General features: G+C 73.0%; 10 protein-coding genes. 4 read left to right on the top strand and 6 right to left on the bottom strand.

Annotated elements, in window-relative coordinates; genetic code table 11:
• Positions 1-227: 227 nt before the first annotated feature.
• Complete coding sequence (locus ACOJV7_RS14950) at positions 228-1076, top strand: hypothetical protein (RefSeq protein WP_420191015.1); 849 nt, start codon at positions 228-230, stop codon at positions 1074-1076.
• On the opposite strand, the gene mnmA is transcribed toward ACOJV7_RS14950, so the two are convergent.
• The 4 genes from mnmA to ACOJV7_RS14970 form a co-directional block, all read right to left on the bottom strand.
• Positions 1061-2185 carry a tRNA 2-thiouridine(34) synthase MnmA gene (gene mnmA, locus ACOJV7_RS14955; RefSeq protein WP_420191016.1) on the bottom strand — a complete coding sequence of 375 codons (1125 nt, stop codon included), beginning with the start codon at positions 2183-2185 and terminating at the stop codon, positions 1061-1063. The genes ACOJV7_RS14950 and mnmA overlap by 16 nt on opposite strands.
• A complete protein-coding gene (locus tag ACOJV7_RS14960) occupies positions 2185-3333 on the bottom strand; it encodes a cysteine desulfurase family protein (RefSeq protein WP_420191079.1) in 1149 nt (382 codons plus the stop codon). Before ACOJV7_RS14960 ends, mnmA begins: the two co-directional genes overlap by 1 nt.
• A 156-nt stretch (positions 3334-3489) precedes the next feature.
• Entirely contained in the window at positions 3490-4446 is a 957-nt protein-coding gene (locus ACOJV7_RS14965) for an electron transfer flavoprotein subunit alpha/FixB family protein (protein WP_420191017.1), read from the bottom strand.
• A gap of 13 nt (positions 4447-4459) precedes the next feature.
• On the bottom strand, positions 4460-5251 hold the full coding sequence (locus tag ACOJV7_RS14970; protein ID WP_420191018.1) for an electron transfer flavoprotein subunit beta/FixA family protein: 792 nt from the start codon (positions 5249-5251) through the stop codon (positions 4460-4462).
• A gap of 223 nt (positions 5252-5474) precedes the next feature.
• On the opposite strand from ACOJV7_RS14970, the gene ACOJV7_RS14975 reads away from it, so the two are divergent.
• Positions 5475-6092, top strand: a complete 618-nt coding sequence (locus ACOJV7_RS14975; protein ID WP_420191019.1) for an HAD family hydrolase — start codon at positions 5475-5477, stop codon at positions 6090-6092.
• Between the two features lie 83 nt (positions 6093-6175).
• Here ACOJV7_RS14975 and ACOJV7_RS14980 read toward each other — a convergent pair whose 3' ends face one another.
• Together ACOJV7_RS14980 and ACOJV7_RS14985 are read right to left on the bottom strand one after the other, a co-directional pair.
• On the bottom strand, positions 6176-6979 hold the full coding sequence (locus ACOJV7_RS14980; RefSeq protein ID WP_420191020.1) for an enoyl-CoA hydratase/isomerase family protein: 804 nt from the start codon (positions 6977-6979) through the stop codon (positions 6176-6178).
• Positions 6979-7503, bottom strand: coding sequence for a T3SS (YopN, CesT) and YbjN peptide-binding chaperone 1 (locus ACOJV7_RS14985; protein ID WP_420191021.1), 525 nt, complete (start codon positions 7501-7503; stop codon positions 6979-6981). The genes ACOJV7_RS14980 and ACOJV7_RS14985 overlap by 1 nt, the downstream gene beginning before the upstream one ends.
• Positions 7504-7590: 87 nt before the next feature.
• On the opposite strand from ACOJV7_RS14985, the gene glgX reads away from it, so the two are divergent.
• Entirely contained in the window at positions 7591-9756 is a 2166-nt protein-coding gene (gene glgX / locus ACOJV7_RS14990) for a glycogen debranching protein GlgX (RefSeq protein WP_420191022.1), read from the top strand.
• 90 nt (positions 9757-9846) lie between these two features.
• A complete protein-coding gene (locus ACOJV7_RS14995) occupies positions 9847-14286 on the top strand; it encodes an FtsK/SpoIIIE domain-containing protein (RefSeq protein ID WP_420191023.1) in 4440 nt (1479 codons plus the stop codon).
• Positions 14287-14326 lie beyond the last annotated feature (40 nt).

A 14326-nucleotide genomic window follows, 5' to 3' on the forward strand; every position in this document is an offset into this window, starting at 1 on the left:
CAACGTCCGCAGCTGTGGTTGCTCCACCGTCACCCTGCCGGACGCAACAATTCCCCAGCCCTTGCGTCCGCAACTGTGGTTGCTCCACCGTCACCCGGCCGGACGCAACGAGCCTGGCCATGCGCAGCGGGGTCGCAGCGGAACCGCAGCGGTTCGGCAGCGGCGGGGTCCACCGTGGTGAGGACCGACCGACACCGGGCCGGCCGGCATACGGAAAGGATCCCGTCATGGCAACGGACCACGGCTCCACCTCCCCCGGCGCGCACCCGACGCGCCGCAGCCTCGTCACCGGCCTCGCCGGTGGCGCGGCCCTCGGCCTCACCGGTCTCACGGTCGCCGGCGCCGGCGCCGCCGCGGCGCACGGGACGATCACGAGCTATCCGGGCGTCGGTGGCGTGCCGACCTTCTACATCAACCTCAGCGACCTCACGTCCTTCGGCTACCGCCCGAGCTTCCACGACCAGATGGGGCAGTGGATGGACTTCTGGGCCGCGAACGTGCCCGACTCCTTCGGCGCCGCCTACCGGGTGGGCTGTCTCGGCGTGCACTACGACGGCCGCGTCACCTCGGCGCACAACAACGGCGTCGGGTTCGACCTCACGCACATCTACACGAAGACGGCCAGTGGCAGCCCGGTGCGCCGGTTCTATGCCCGCCGCGACATCTGGATGGACTGGGCCGAGGCGGACAAGGCACCCGAGCGGCGCCGCTACTGGGCGACGGCGGCGTCGGTGCACCGCTACTTCCGCGACGTCCTCACCTACGGCTCACACCCGAGCGACCACAGCAACCACATCCACCTCGACAACGAGGTGGCCGGTCCGTCGACGGTGAGCTTCAGCACCGGCTCCGCGGCCCAGGTGCGTGCCGCTCAGGAGATCTGCCGGTGGGTCTGGGGGCTGCCGACGACGCTCGACAGCGTGTGGGGTTCGGAGACGGCCAGCCACACGAGCCGGGTCATCGCCGCGGCGGGCGGCTCGGGCAGCCTCACGAGCGCACCGCGCACCAACTGGCTCCTCTTCACCCGCGCCTCGATGCGTGAGGGCTACGGGACCCAGAACTACCCGGCGCCCTGAGCAACCCGCTGGCGGGAGGTCGCGGCGATCGTCGCCGACCCGACGACCCGGGTGCCCTCGTAGAGCACGACCGACTGGCCGGGCGCGACACCCCGCAGCCTCGTGTCGAGCCGCACGTGGACCACCTCGGGGTCGGTGTCGTCGACGCGGGCCCACGCCGCGACCTCCTCACCGTGCGCCCGCACCTGCGCGCCCACCCGGACCTCCGAGGTCGGCGCGGGCCCGCACCAGCGGGCGTGGTCGGCGGTGAGCAGGTCCACCCCGAGGAGGTCCGAGGTGCCGATGAGGACGCGGTTGGTCGGTGCGTCGACGCCGACGACGTAGCGCGGGTCGCCGTCGACGGCCGAGCGATCGAGCCCGAGCCCGCGACGCTGTCCGATGGTGAAGCCGTAGGCCCCCTGGTGGGTGCCGACGACCTCGCCGCTCCCGGCGTCGACGATCTCGCCGGGCTGCTCACCGAGGCGCTTGGTCAGCCAGCCGCGGGTGTCGCCGTCGGCAATGAAGCAGATGTCGTAGGAGTCGGGCTTCTTCGCGACCGAGAACCCGCGCGCGGCAGCCTCCTCGCGGATCCGGGGCTTCGTCGTGTCGCCGAGGGGGAAGAACGCACGCGAGAGCTGGTCGGCGTCGAGCACCCCGAGGACGTAGGACTGGTCCTTGTCGGCGTCGACGCCCCGGTGGAGCTCGCGCACGACCCCGCCGTCCGCCGCGACCCGCTCGACGACCTGCGCGTAGTGCCCCGTCGCCACCGCGTCGAACCCGAGCGCCAGCGCCTTGTCGAGTAGCGCCGCGAACTTGATGGACTCGTTGCACCGCAGGCACGGGTTCGGGGTCCGCCCCGCCCGGTACTCCGCGACGAAGTCGTCCATGACGTCGCGCTGGAACCGCTCGGCCATGTCCCACACGTAGAACGGGATGCCGAGCCGGTCGGCGACCCGGCGCGCGTCACCGGCGTCCTCGATGGTGCAGCAGCCACGGGCCGACTCGCGCAGCGTCGCCGCCGATCGTGACAGCGCGAGATGCACGCCGACGACCTCGTGCCCGGCGTCGAGCATGCGGGCCGCGGCGACGGCCGAGTCGACTCCCCCGCTCATGGCGGCGACGACCCGCATCAGGCCGCCCCGCTGGCGCGACGGGCGCGCTCGACGACGGCCGGGAGGGCCGCGAGGAAGGCGTCGACGTCGGACTCCGTGGACGTGTGACCGAGGGTGAGCCTCAGCGCCCCACGCGCCTGCACATCGGGGTAGCCCATCGCAAGGAGCACATGGCTCGGCTGCGGCACGCCCGCCTGGCAGGCGGACCCCGTGGAGCACTCGACCCCGGCGGCGTCGAGGAGGTAGAGCAGCGAGTCGCCCTCGCATCCCGGCACGAGGAGGTGCGCGTTGCCGGGGAGGCGCCCGGTCGCGTCGCCCTCGGTCCAGCAGCCGCTCACGGTGATGCCGAGGTCGAGTCCGAGCGCGCCCGCGACGAGCCGGTCGCGCAGGGCCGTGAGCCTTGCCGCCGCAGTCTCGCGCTCGCCCACCGCCTCGGTGAGCGCCACGGCGAACGCGCGTATGCCGGCCGCGTCGAGCGTGCCCGAGCGCACGTGCCGCTCCTGCCCACCGCCGTGGACGAGGGGCACGAGCGCGGCGTCGCGACGCGCGAGCAGCGCCCCGACTCCGACGGGACCACCCACCTTGTGCGCCGAGACGGTCATGAGGTCGGCGCCACACTGCGCGAAGTCGACGGGGAGCTGGCCGACGGCCTGCACCGCGTCGGTGTGGAAGGGCACGCCCGCCTCGCGCGCGACGGCCGCGAGCTCCGCCACGGGCTGGACGGTGCCGACCTCGTTGTTGGCCCACATGACGCTGACGAGCGCCACCGAGTCGGGGTCGGTGCCGTCGAGAACCGCACCGAGGTCGTCGACGGAGATGTGGCCGCAGCGGTCGGGCTCGAGCCACGTGACCTCGGCGCCCTGCCGCCGCGCGAGGTGCTGGACCGGGTCGAGCACGGCGTGGTGCTCGACGCCGCTGGCCACGAGGCGGGAGGCGCCCACGGACCGGTGGCGGGCGGCATACGAGCCCTTGACGGCAAGGTTGTCCGCCTCGGTCCCCCCGGAGGTGAAGACGACCTCGGACGGGCGCGCGCCGAGGGCGTCGGCGATCTGCTCGCGCGACTCCTCGACGACGGCGCGGGCCGCACGCCCCGAGGTGTGCAGCGACGACGGGTTGCCGCCCCGCTCGGCCTGCTCGGTCCACGCCTCGCGCGCCGATGCCCGCATGGGGGTCGTCGCGGCATGGTCCAGATACGCGCTCACGAGCAAATCCTACGTTCGTCCCAGCTTTTGCTCCCCATGCGGAAACGTTGAGGGTCCGGAGGGAAACGTTCCCTCCGGACCCTCAACGTCGCCTCCTGATGGGGCGTTCGCGGCTGCGGGTCAGCCCTTGGCCTTCTTGACGGCCTCGGTCGCCTGCGGCAGGACGGTGAAGAGGTCACCGACGACACCGAAGTCGACGAGCTCGAAGATCGGGGCCTCCTCGTCCTTGTTGACCGCGACGATCGTCTTGGACGTCTGCATGCCGGCCCGGTGCTGGATGGCCCCGGAGATGCCCGCGGCGACGTAGAGCTGCGGCGAGACCTGCTTGCCGGTCTGGCCGACCTGGTTGCTGTGCGGGTACCAGCCGGCGTCGACGGCGGCGCGCGAGGCACCCACCGCGGCGCCGAGGCTGTCGGCGAACTGCTCGACCGGGCCGAAGTCGCCACCGGTGCCGCGACCACCGGAGACGACGATCGCCGCCTCGGTGAGCTCGGGACGGCCGGTGGCGGCCTTGGGCTTGGACTCGACGATCCGGACGGCCTTGGCGGCGTCGGAGAGGGTGACGTCGACCTTCTCGACCTCACCGGCGGCCGGGGCCGCCTCGATGGCGACCGAGTTCGGCTTGACCGCCACGATGGCGGTGCCCTTGGTCACGGTCGACGTCACGGAGTAGGAGCCGGCGAAGACCGACTGCGTGGTCTCGACTCCCTCTCCACCGGGCTTGACGTCGACGGCGTCGGTGATGACGCCGGACTCGGTGCGGATCGCGAGGCGGGCGGCGATCTCCTTGCCGGCCGCGTTGCTCGGGATGAGCACGGCGAGCGGGGAGGTCTTCTCGACGACCGCGGTAAGGATCTCGACCTGGGGGGCGACGAGGTACTCGAGGGCGTCGGCAGTGTCGTAGACGTAGACCTTGTGGGCGCCGTACTTGGCGAGGGTGACCTGCGCGGTCTCGGCGTTGGGGCCGACGTAGACCGCGGAGGGCTCGCCGAGGCGGCGGGCGAGGGTCAGGAGCTCGGCGGTCGCCTTGCGGATCTTGCCGCCGGCGTGGTCGACGAGGACGAGAACTTCAGCCATGGGTGCGTACTCCTCAGAGGAACTTCTGGGCGGACAGGAACTCGGCGAGCTTGGTGCCACCGTCGCCCTCGTCGGTGACGAGCTGGCCCTGCTCACGCGGCGGGCGCTTGGCGAACGACGTCACCTTGGTCCACGCGGCGTCGAGACCGACCTGGCCGGCGTCGACACCGAGGTCCGCGAGGGTCCACGTCTCGACCGGCTTCTTCTTGGCGGCCATGATCCCCTTGAAGGAGGGGTAGCGGGGCTCGTTGATCTGGTCGGTGACCGAGACCAGGGCCGGCAGAGTCGACTCGATCGTCTCGGAGGCGGCGTCGCCGTCGCGGCGGATCGAGACCTTGTCGCCGTCGATCGTCAGCTCGGAGGCGTAGGTGACCTGCGGGAGGCCGAGGCGCTCGGCGAGCATCGCGGGCACGACGCCCATGACGCCGTCCGTCGAGGACATGCCGGTGAGGACGAGCTGCGGGGTCTCCCCGCCGGCAGCCTTCTTCACGGCCTCGGCGAGGATGAGCGAGGTGGCGGCGGCGTCGGAGCCGTGGATGGCCTCGTCGCTCACGTGCACGGCCTTGTCGGCGCCCATCTGCAGCGCCTTCTTGACGGCGGCGACGGCCTGCTCCGGACCCACGGTGACGACGGTGACCTCGCCCTCGCCTGCCTCGGCGAGCTTGAGCGCCTCCTCGACGGCGTACTCGTCGAGCTCCGACAGGAGACCCTCGACGCCCTCTCGGTCGGTCGTGTTGTCGGCCTCGTTGAAGGTCCGGTCGGACTGTGCGTCGGGCACGTACTTGACGCAGACGACGATGTTCATGCGTGCCTCGTCCTCTTCTCTGGGGTGGCGTGCGGACCGAGAGCTGGTCCACGTCCGAGCGTATGCCGGGTCCTCCCCGACCGAAGAATCCTCACGGCGTGATCGTGGGCACAGCCCGACCGCGGACTGCGGGCAGATTGCCCGGCCCCCAAAGCCCCACCCGGCGCCGCGAGTAGGAGACGATCGACCGGTCAGGTACCCGAAGAAGCCGGGAGGCGAGACGGTGATCACCGCGTTGCTCCTCGACCTCGACGGGGTGCTGCGGATCTGGGACTCCGCCCACACCCCCGCGGTCGAGACGGCATACGGGCTGCCTGCGGGCGCTCTCAGCGCGGCGGCCGCGGCCCACGACGGGCTGGACCGGGCGCTCACCGGGGACCTCGACGACCGCGCGTGGCGCGACGCGGTGGCCGACGAGATCGTGAGCGGCCACGGGGAACAGGCGCGGCCCGCCGTCGAGGAGTGGATGAGCCCGTCCGGGACCGTCGACACCGAGGCCCTCTCCGTCGTGCGCCGGGCCCGGTCGCGGGTGCAGGTCATCCTCCTCGTCAACGCGACGAGCCGGCTCGAGGAGGACCTCGAGCGTCTCGGCCTCACCGACGAGGTCGACGGCTGGGTGTGCAGCGCCGACATCGGCCTCGCCAAGCCCGACCCCGACGTCTTCAGCCAGGCGGCGCTGCGCACGCAGCTTCTGTTCAGCCAGATGGCCTACGTCGACACGTCGCGCGCGAGCATCGCGTCGGCCGAGATCCTCGGGATCCGCGCACACCTCTACCAGGGCGTCGACGGACTCCAGACCTTCGTGGAGGAGATCGTCGAGTCCACGAAGGTGCACTGCTGACGCAGCCTGCCGGCACCCGGACACACACGTGCCCGGGATCGCCCGCCAGGACGCCCCGGGCACGTTGCGAGCCCGTCGGTGGCTCAGGCTCCCTCGAAGGTCGCCTTGCCCGGTCCGTTCTCGATGAACGAGCGCATGCCGGTGCCACGGTCCTTCGTCGCGAAGACCGAGGCGAAGAGCAGTCGCTCGATCTCGAGCCCGCTCTGGAGGTCGACCTCGAGGCCGGAGTCGATCGCCTCCTTGGCCGCGCGGATCGCGTAGGCCGGCCCGCCGGCATACCGCTTCATCATGTCCTTGGCGGCCGCGAGGACCGCCTCCGAACCACGCTCCCCCGGGTCGACGACCGCGTCGACGAGGCCGATCGCTAGCGCCTCGTCGGCGTCGACGAAGCGGCCGGTGAAGATGAGGTCCTTGGCCTTGGCGGGACCGACGAGGCGGGCGAGCCGCTGGGTGCCGCCGGCGCCGGGGATGACGCCGAGGAGCACCTCGGGCTGGCCGAGCTTCGCGTTGCTCGCGGCGATGCGGAAGTCGCACGCCAGCGTGACCTCGCACCCGCCGCCGAGGGCGTAGCCGGTGATCGCGGCGACCGTCGGCTTCGGGATCCGCGCGAGCGCGCGGGTGAAGTCCTGGAAGAGGTGCGAGTAGTCGACCATGTCCGTGTAGGACCAGTCGGCCATCTGCTTGATGTCGACGCCGGCGGCGAAGACCTTCTCCCCGCCGTAGACGACGACGGCGAAGACGTCCTTGCGCTCGGTCGCCTCCTCGGCGGCGGCGATGATGCCGCGCTGCACGTCGGCGTCGAGCGCGTTCATCGGCGGACGGTCGAGCCGGATGACGCCGATGCCGTCCTCGACCTCGAGCCGCACGACCTCGGCCGCCGACGACATCAGCTGCCCTGCCCGGGGGTCGAGCCGTTGGCGTCGGGGCCGGGCTGGCCGCCGTCCTGGTCGGCCTGCGTCTGGGAGCCCTGGCCGGGCTCGAGGCCGAGCGCGCGCTCGTGCCACAGCTGCACCGCCGAGAGGATGATCGACGTGCTCACCTGCACGAGCGTGGCGACATCGGCGCCCTGGACGACGAGGTGCTCGCTCGTGACGACGAGGGTGTTGTTGGCGACGCCGGTCTTGACGCAGTTGAGCGAGAGGTTGACCTCGTTGCACGTCGCGGACACCTTCTCGGCGTCGCTCGCGACCTCCTCGGGCAGCGTCCACTGGCCGAAGACGCGCATGACGGGCAGGTCACCCTCGGTGACGCGCACGAAGATCGTCTGGTCGTTGGCCTGGTAGGCCACGTCGCCGTCGGTGTCGATGTTGGGCTGGGCGCCGGCGTCGACGAGGACGTCGAGGACGCGACCGCGCAGGGGGTGCTCGTTCGCCGGCGGCGGGAAGTTCGGGAGGGAGGTGGGATCACTCATGGGTCCACCTTGTCACGGCGCGCCGACGACTCGCGCGGGAGGACGGGACGCTGCGGGCGGACGGGTGGCGTCAATAGGCTGCCGGGCATGACGCCTGTGACGTCCGCTGCCGCCGCCCCCTCGCTGCGGGTCGCACCCGACCTGCCCCCGGCCCCGGGCGTCACCCTCCACGACGGCGGGATCGAGGTCTGTGTCTATGCCGGCCACGCCGACTCCGTCGAGCTCTGCCTCTTCGACACCGGCGACGCCGAGGGCACGAGCGAGCGCCGCGTGCCGCTCGTCGACCACGCCCACGGGTGGTGGTTCGGGTTCGTGCCGGACGTCGGGGTGGGCCAGCGCTACGGCTTCCGCGTCGGCGGCGCGTGGGACCCCGAGCAGGGCATGCGGCACAACCCGGCCCAGCTGCTCATGGACCCCTACGCCCGCGCCATCGAGGGCGAGGTCCGGTGGGGTCCGTCGGTCTTCGGCCACGTCGTCGACGACGAGGGCTGGTCCGGCGACGGGACCGCGCCCTCGGACACGGACTCTGCTGCGGCCATGCCGCGATCGGTCGTCGTCGACCCGTCCTTCGACTGGGGCGACGACGCGCCCCCGGCCACGACGCGTAGCGAGACGATCATCTACGAGACGCACGTCGTCAACCTCACCAAGACCCTCCCGGGAGTGCCCGAGGAGCTGCGCGGCACGTATGCCGGTCTCGCCCACCCCACGACCGTCGACCACCTCCTCGGGCTCGGCGTCACGGCGGTCGAGCTCCTGCCCGTGCACGCGTTCGCCTCGGAGCCGTTCCTCGTCCGCAAGGGGCTGGCCAACCACTGGGGCTACAACACCCTCGGGTTCTTCGCCCCGCACGCGCCCTACGCCGCGGCCACCGACCCGCAGGGGGCCGTCGACGAGTTCAAGGGCATGGTCAAGCTGCTCCACGGCGCCGGCCTCGAGGTGATCCTCGACGTCGTCTACAACCACACCGCCGAGGCCGACGGCACCGGTCCGACGCTCTCCTTCCGCGGCCTCGACAACCGCGCCTACTACCGCCTCGACGAGCGCGGCCGCGACATCGACGTCACCGGCACGGGCAACACCCTCGACCTGCGCCACCCCGTGATGTGCCGCCTCGCGCTCGACTCCCTGCGCTACTGGGTGCAGGAGTGCCACGTCGACGGCTTCCGGTTCGACCTCGCCGTCGCCCTCGGCCGCGGGCGCACCGACGAGTTCGACCCCGACCACCCCTTCCTCGTCGGCCTGCGCACCGACCCCGTCCTCTCGCGCACCAAGCTCATCGTCGAGCCGTGGGACGTCGGTCTCCACGGCTGGCGCACCGGCCAGTTCCCGCCGCCCTTCTCGGAGTGGAACGACCGCTTCCGCGACTCCGTGCGCGACTTCTGGCTCGGCGACCACCGGTCGTCGGGCCCCGGGCAGGTGGCGCACGGCGTGCAGGACCTCGCCACGCGGCTCGCCGGCTCGCGCGACCTCTTCGGGACCCGCGACCGCGGCCCGACGGCATCGGTGAACTTCGTCGCCGCCCACGACGGGTTCACGCTCGCCGACCTCACGGCATACGACGAGAAGCACAACGAGGCCAACGGCGAGGAGAACCGGGACGGTTCGAACGGCAACCGCTCGTGGAACCACGGCGTCGAGGGCCCGACCGACGACGAGCAGGTGCTGACGCTGCGGCGCCGGTCGATGCGCAACCTGCTCGGGACACTCCTGCTCTCCTCGGGGATCCCGATGGTCAACGCCGGCGACGAGCTGGGTCGCAGCCAGGGCGGCAACAACAACCCCTACAACCAGGACAACCCGACCACGTGGTTCGACTGGGACCTGGAGCCGTGGCAGGAGGACCTGCTCGCGACGACGCGGCACCTCACCGCCATCCGCCGCGAGCACCCGGCGCTGCGCGCGCGAACCTGGGCGGAGGGCAAGGAGGTTCACGCCGACGGGTCGATCGACCTCGCCTGGTACGCCGCCGACGGGGAGGCGATGCGCGACTGGTCGGACCCCGGCCAGCGGACGCTCCAGATGCTCGTCAACGGCGCGTGGCTCGGCCACGAGTCCGTGCTCGTCGTCCTGCACGGCGGTCGCGAGGAGCAGCAGGTGACGCTGCCGAAGGCACCGGGCCTGTCTGCCTACCGCCTCCTCTGGGACAGCGTGTGGGAGCGGCCGGAGAACACCGAGTCGACGCCGGCCGGCGAGCAGCTCGCCATGGCGCCGTTGAGCATGCGCGCGTATGCCGTGACCGACCCGACCTGAACGATCTCGCCTTCGCGTCGGCGCGCGGGTCGGAGGCGGTGCTGTGGAAAAGCCGGCGGCGGATTCACCGGTTCTTCCTAGCCTCTCGGCATGGAGACCGCCGTCGAGCTCGACCTCACCGTCCTCCTGCCCACCCGCCGTGGCGACGCCCTCGACGTCCGGGTCGCCGTGCCCGCGGGTACGACGCTCGGGGAGGTCCTGCCGCTGCTCGCCGAGACCCTCGGGACGCAGATCGACCGCGTCACCTCGCGCGGGGTCGAGGTGGACCCGACCTCGGTCGTCGGCCTGCCGCCGCTGCTCCACGGCGCGACCCTGGTCGTTGGCGAGCCTCCCCGTTCCGCCCCCTGCCGAGCCACTCCGACCGACCTCGTCGTCGTCGCCGGTCCTGACGCCGGTTGGCGCCACCCCCTGCCGGTCGACGGGCTCGTCGTCGGTCGCTCGGCCGGGCTCGGCCTGAGCCTCGACGACGACCGGATCAGTCGGCGTCATGTGTCGATCGCTCCTTCTGACAACGGTTTTCGCATCGCCGACCTCGGCTCGACCAACGGCACTCGCTGTGGGGACGTCACCCTGACCTCGGAGTCGGAGGTGGCCGTCGTCGACGGCAGCGACCTCGTGGCGGTGGGGTCGTCGCTCCTCCGCCTCGACCGCGCGGGAAGCGCCTGTGCACCGACCCGGCCCGATGGGTCAGGCCGGCTGGCGGTCAACCGTGCGCCGCGTACGCTTCCGCCCGAGGTCGCCGCGACCGTCCGGGCTCCGTCCTCGCCGAGCCCGCCGCGGCGCGTGCGGATCCCGTGGCTGGCAGCCCTGCTTCCCCTGCCCTTCGCGGCCCTGCTGGCCCTCGTCGTCGGTCCGCAGATGCTCGCCTTTGCGCTGCTCTCGCCGCTCATGGTCGTCGGGTCGGTCGTCAGCGACCGGTTCGGCTCGCGTCGCGACCACGCGCGCGAGGTCGAGGCCCACGAGGTTCTGCTGGCCCGTCGGCAGGAGGAGCTGAACCGCCTCCTGGCCCTCGAACGGCGCCAGCGCTGGCACGCCGCGCCCGACGCGGCCACCGTTCTCACCATCGCGAGCGGGCCGGGCACGCGGGTGTGGGAACGGCGCCCCACCGCCCCCGACTTCGGCCGCCTGCGGGTCGGCGTCGGGGAGCTGCCCTCGCGGACCGGGTGGGTCCCACCCAACGGTGAGGTCGAGCACCCGCCCCTGAGAGACGTTCCCGTCGAGGTGGACCTCGAGCGCGTGGGAGGGCTGGGGATCGCCGGACCTGCATCAGAGGTCGAGGCCGTGCTCCGGCACCTCGTCGGTCAGCTCGCCACGTTGCACTCCCCACGCGACCTCGAGCTCGTCGTGCCCGTTGCGGGTCGGGACGCCCCGCTGAGGTGGGCCGGGTGGCTGCCGCACACGACGGCATACGGGCCGGTCGAGAGGTGCGTCGACGTTCTCCGTGAGGTGGTGGCGGCGCGCGAGGAGGAGCGCGAGCGCGGCACGTCCGCGACCGCGCCGCGGGTCGTCGTCGTCCTGTCCGCCGCGGACGACGCCGACCCGGAGCTCCTCGACCTCCTCGAGCGCGGCCGCGACCTCGGTGTGCGCTGTCTCGTCGGGGCCAGGCACGTCGGGGCGCTTCCTGGCTCGTGCCACGCAGTCGTCGGACTCGGGCAGGGCGTCGACGGGTCGGCACGGCTCGACGTCGACGCGGTCGATCCGGTGCCCGGCTTCGTCCCGGACCTCGTGGGGCCGTGGTGGGGCGAGCGCATCGGCCGCGCTCTGGCGCCGCTCGTCGACGTGTCCGGTGGCCGCGAGACCCTTCCGGACGACGTCGACCTCCTCGACCTCGTCGGCTGGCTCGATGCCCGTGCAGTCAGGTCTGGGTCCCTCGGTGTGGCCGACGACGTCGTGCGCCACTGGCGCTCCGGCAGCGGCCGACCCGTGGCGCGGCTCGGGCGCCGGGTGGGTGGGGAGTGGACCATCGACCTCGCGAGCGACGGCCCCCACCTCCTCGTGGGCGGTACGACGGGTTCGGGGAAGTCCGAGCTCCTGCGCACGCTCGTCACCTCGCTCGCCCTCGAGTGCTCCCCTGAGGACGTCTCCTTCGTCCTCGTCGACTACAAGGGCGGGTCGGCGTTCGGTGAGTGCGCCGACCTTCCCCACACCGTCGGCTCCGTGACCAACCTCGACGAAGGGCTCGCAGCACGCGCCCTCCTGAGCCTCGGCGCCGAGATCACCCGGCGGGAGCGGCTGCTCGCCGAGTCCGGCGCCCGTGACTTCGAGGAACACCGCCGCCTGGCGGGCTCGGGGTCGGGGAGCCCGCTCCCCCGGCTCGTCATCGTTGTCGACGAGTTCCGGCTCCTCGCCGAGGATCTGCCCGACTTCGTCGACGGCGTCGTCGGCCTCGCCGCCGTCGGTCGCTCGCTCGGCGTCCACCTCGTCCTGGCAACGCAGCGACCGGCCGGTGCGGTGACGCCCGACATCGCGGCCAACGTCAACCTGCGCATCGCCATGCGTGTGCGCGACGCGGCCGACTCCCACGACGTCGTCGGCGCGCCCGACGCGGCGCGACTCTCGCCCGGCACACCCGGTCGCGGCCTCGCCCGTGGCGGTGACGGCGCGCTCGTCGAGTTCCAGGCCGCCCGCGTGGGCGCCGCGACCGCCCAGGGTGGGGCTCGGGTCACCGTGCTCAGCCCCGACGGTGAGCCGACTCGGCTCGTCGTGTCGGGTTCGGGCGTTGCGACAGGGCCTCCGGTCGAAGGCGAACGTGCCGTGTGTGACGGGCTTGGCTCAGGACTCGGCGCGCTCGTCAGGTTGCTGCGTGCAGCCGCGACCTCGGCGGGGGTTCCTGCACCCCACCGCCCGTGGCTGCCGCCGTTGAGTGAGGTCCTCGAGCTCGCGCACGTCGGACCGCAGGGCGTGGGGCTCGTGGACCTGCCGCTCGAGCAGGGGCAGACCGTCCTCACCCACGCACCCGATGGGCACTGGCTCGTCGTCGGCGGGCCGCGCTCCGGGCGGACGGCGGCCCTACGTACGGTGCTCGCCGCTCACCTCGCGGGTCCGGGGACGCGGCACGCGTGGGTCGTCGACACGACCGGCGAGCTCGCGGACCTCGAGGCCTTGCCGCAGGTGGGAGCCGTGGTGCGTGCGGACGACGGTTCGCGCGTCCGCCGCCTCCTCGATCGGCTCCGTGCCCGGGCAGATGCCGAGGGTCCGACGGCCTCGGGGCTGCTCCTCGTCGACGGCTGGGACCGGCTCGACGCCGCGTCGGGCCTGGGGCTGGGCGGGCTGCAGGACGACCTCCTCGACCTGCTCCGTGCCGGCGACACAACCCTGTGCGCCGTCGTCGCCGGGGACCGCACGGCGCTCTCGAGCCGGCTCGGCTCGGTCGTCACCGAGACCCTGCTGCTCCCCCTCGCCGACCCTGCCGACGCGACGTATGCCGGCCTCTCCCGCCGCGACCTTCCCTCGAGCCGGGTGCCCGGCCGGGCGCTGCGGCTCCGCGACCGGGCGGAGGTGCAGCTCGCGCGGCGTGACCCCATGGCCGAGGCGCTCCTCGCCGTGGCGCGGGAGACCTCCGCGCGCAAGGACTCCGCGTCCGGCGCCACCCCACCGGTCGACCTTGGACCGGAGGCACGTGACCTGCTGCCCTTCGCCGTGCCGACCCTGCCCACCCGCGTCGACCGTGCCGAGCTCGCCGCGCTGGTGCGTCCGTCGGCCGGGCCGGAGGCACTGGCGATCGGTCTCTCGGCGGACACCGGCGGCGTCGCCCTGCTCGACCCAGCGCGCGAGGGGCGACGGATCCTCGTCGCCGGCCACCCACGCACCGGCCGCTCGACGACCCTCGCGAGCATCGGCGCCGCGGCGGTCGAAGCGGGGCGCGTCGTCGCCGTCGTCGAAGGGCCCGCCGGGTCGGTGGCAACCGCCGTCAGGGCAGCCGCGGAAGACACCGGCGCGACGAACGGCGCCGACGCAGGCCCCCAGTCGCCTGCGGACGAGGCCGTGCGCGTCGTGCGTGTCGACCCGTGGCGCCCCGAACCCCTCGTCGAGGCACGACGCACCCACCCCGACCTCGTTGTCCTCGTCGACGACGCCGACCGCATCGAGGGCACGCCTGTCGAGGCAGCACTGCTCGAGCTGACCGCCCTCGTGGACCGAGACGGCGGCCTCGTCGTCGCCGCCTGTGCCACGCCCTCGGTGGCTGCGCAGTTCCGAGGCGTCGTCCCGGCGGTGGCCCGGGCGCAGACCGGCCTGCTCCTCGCACCCCGGGCCCCGGGAGACGGCGAGGCCTTCGGCATCCGGGCACCGCGCGGCTTCGCTCCGGGGCCGGGACGCGCGCTGCTGGTGAGCGGCCGAGAAGCCGTCGAGCTCCAGGTCGCCCTCGCCCCGCCCACGAACAAGGCCTCGTCGGACCCGGCCTCGTCGCGCCCGGCCTCGCCCCCGGCGTCCCCGAGGTCCCCGAGGTCCCCGGCCACGGGCAAACCCGCGGCCGCACCCACACCCCCGCCCGCGCCGGAACGTCCCCGGCCAGCCACACGTTGCGCCTGACAGAGGCCGCTGGAGACGCAGCCGATGTCGGAGACTCTGC

Source organism: Knoellia tibetensis, from assembly GCF_048606415.1.
Taxonomy (GTDB): domain Bacteria; phylum Actinomycetota; class Actinomycetes; order Actinomycetales; family Dermatophilaceae; genus Knoellia; species Knoellia tibetensis.

Coding starts and splice junctions, on each gene's coding strand:
- ACOJV7_RS14950 (WP_420191015.1), top strand. CDS start 228: ATGGCAACGGACCACGGCTCCACCTCCCCCGGCGCGCACCCGACGCGC.
- mnmA (WP_420191016.1), bottom strand. CDS start 2,185: ATGCGGGTCGTCGCCGCCATGAGCGGGGGAGTCGACTCGGCCGTCGCC.
- ACOJV7_RS14960 (WP_420191079.1), bottom strand. CDS start 3,333: ATGCGGGCATCGGCGCGCGAGGCGTGGACCGAGCAGGCCGAGCGGGGC.
- ACOJV7_RS14965 (WP_420191017.1), bottom strand. CDS start 4,446: ATGGCTGAAGTTCTCGTCCTCGTCGACCACGCCGGCGGCAAGATCCGC.
- ACOJV7_RS14970 (WP_420191018.1), bottom strand. CDS start 5,251: ATGAACATCGTCGTCTGCGTCAAGTACGTGCCCGACGCACAGTCCGAC.
- ACOJV7_RS14980 (WP_420191020.1), bottom strand. CDS start 6,979: ATGTCGTCGGCGGCCGAGGTCGTGCGGCTCGAGGTCGAGGACGGCATC.
- ACOJV7_RS14985 (WP_420191021.1), bottom strand. CDS start 7,503: ATGAGTGATCCCACCTCCCTCCCGAACTTCCCGCCGCCGGCGAACGAG.
- glgX (WP_420191022.1), top strand. CDS start 7,591: ATGACGCCTGTGACGTCCGCTGCCGCCGCCCCCTCGCTGCGGGTCGCA.
- ACOJV7_RS14995 (WP_420191023.1), top strand. CDS start 9,847: ATGGAGACCGCCGTCGAGCTCGACCTCACCGTCCTCCTGCCCACCCGC.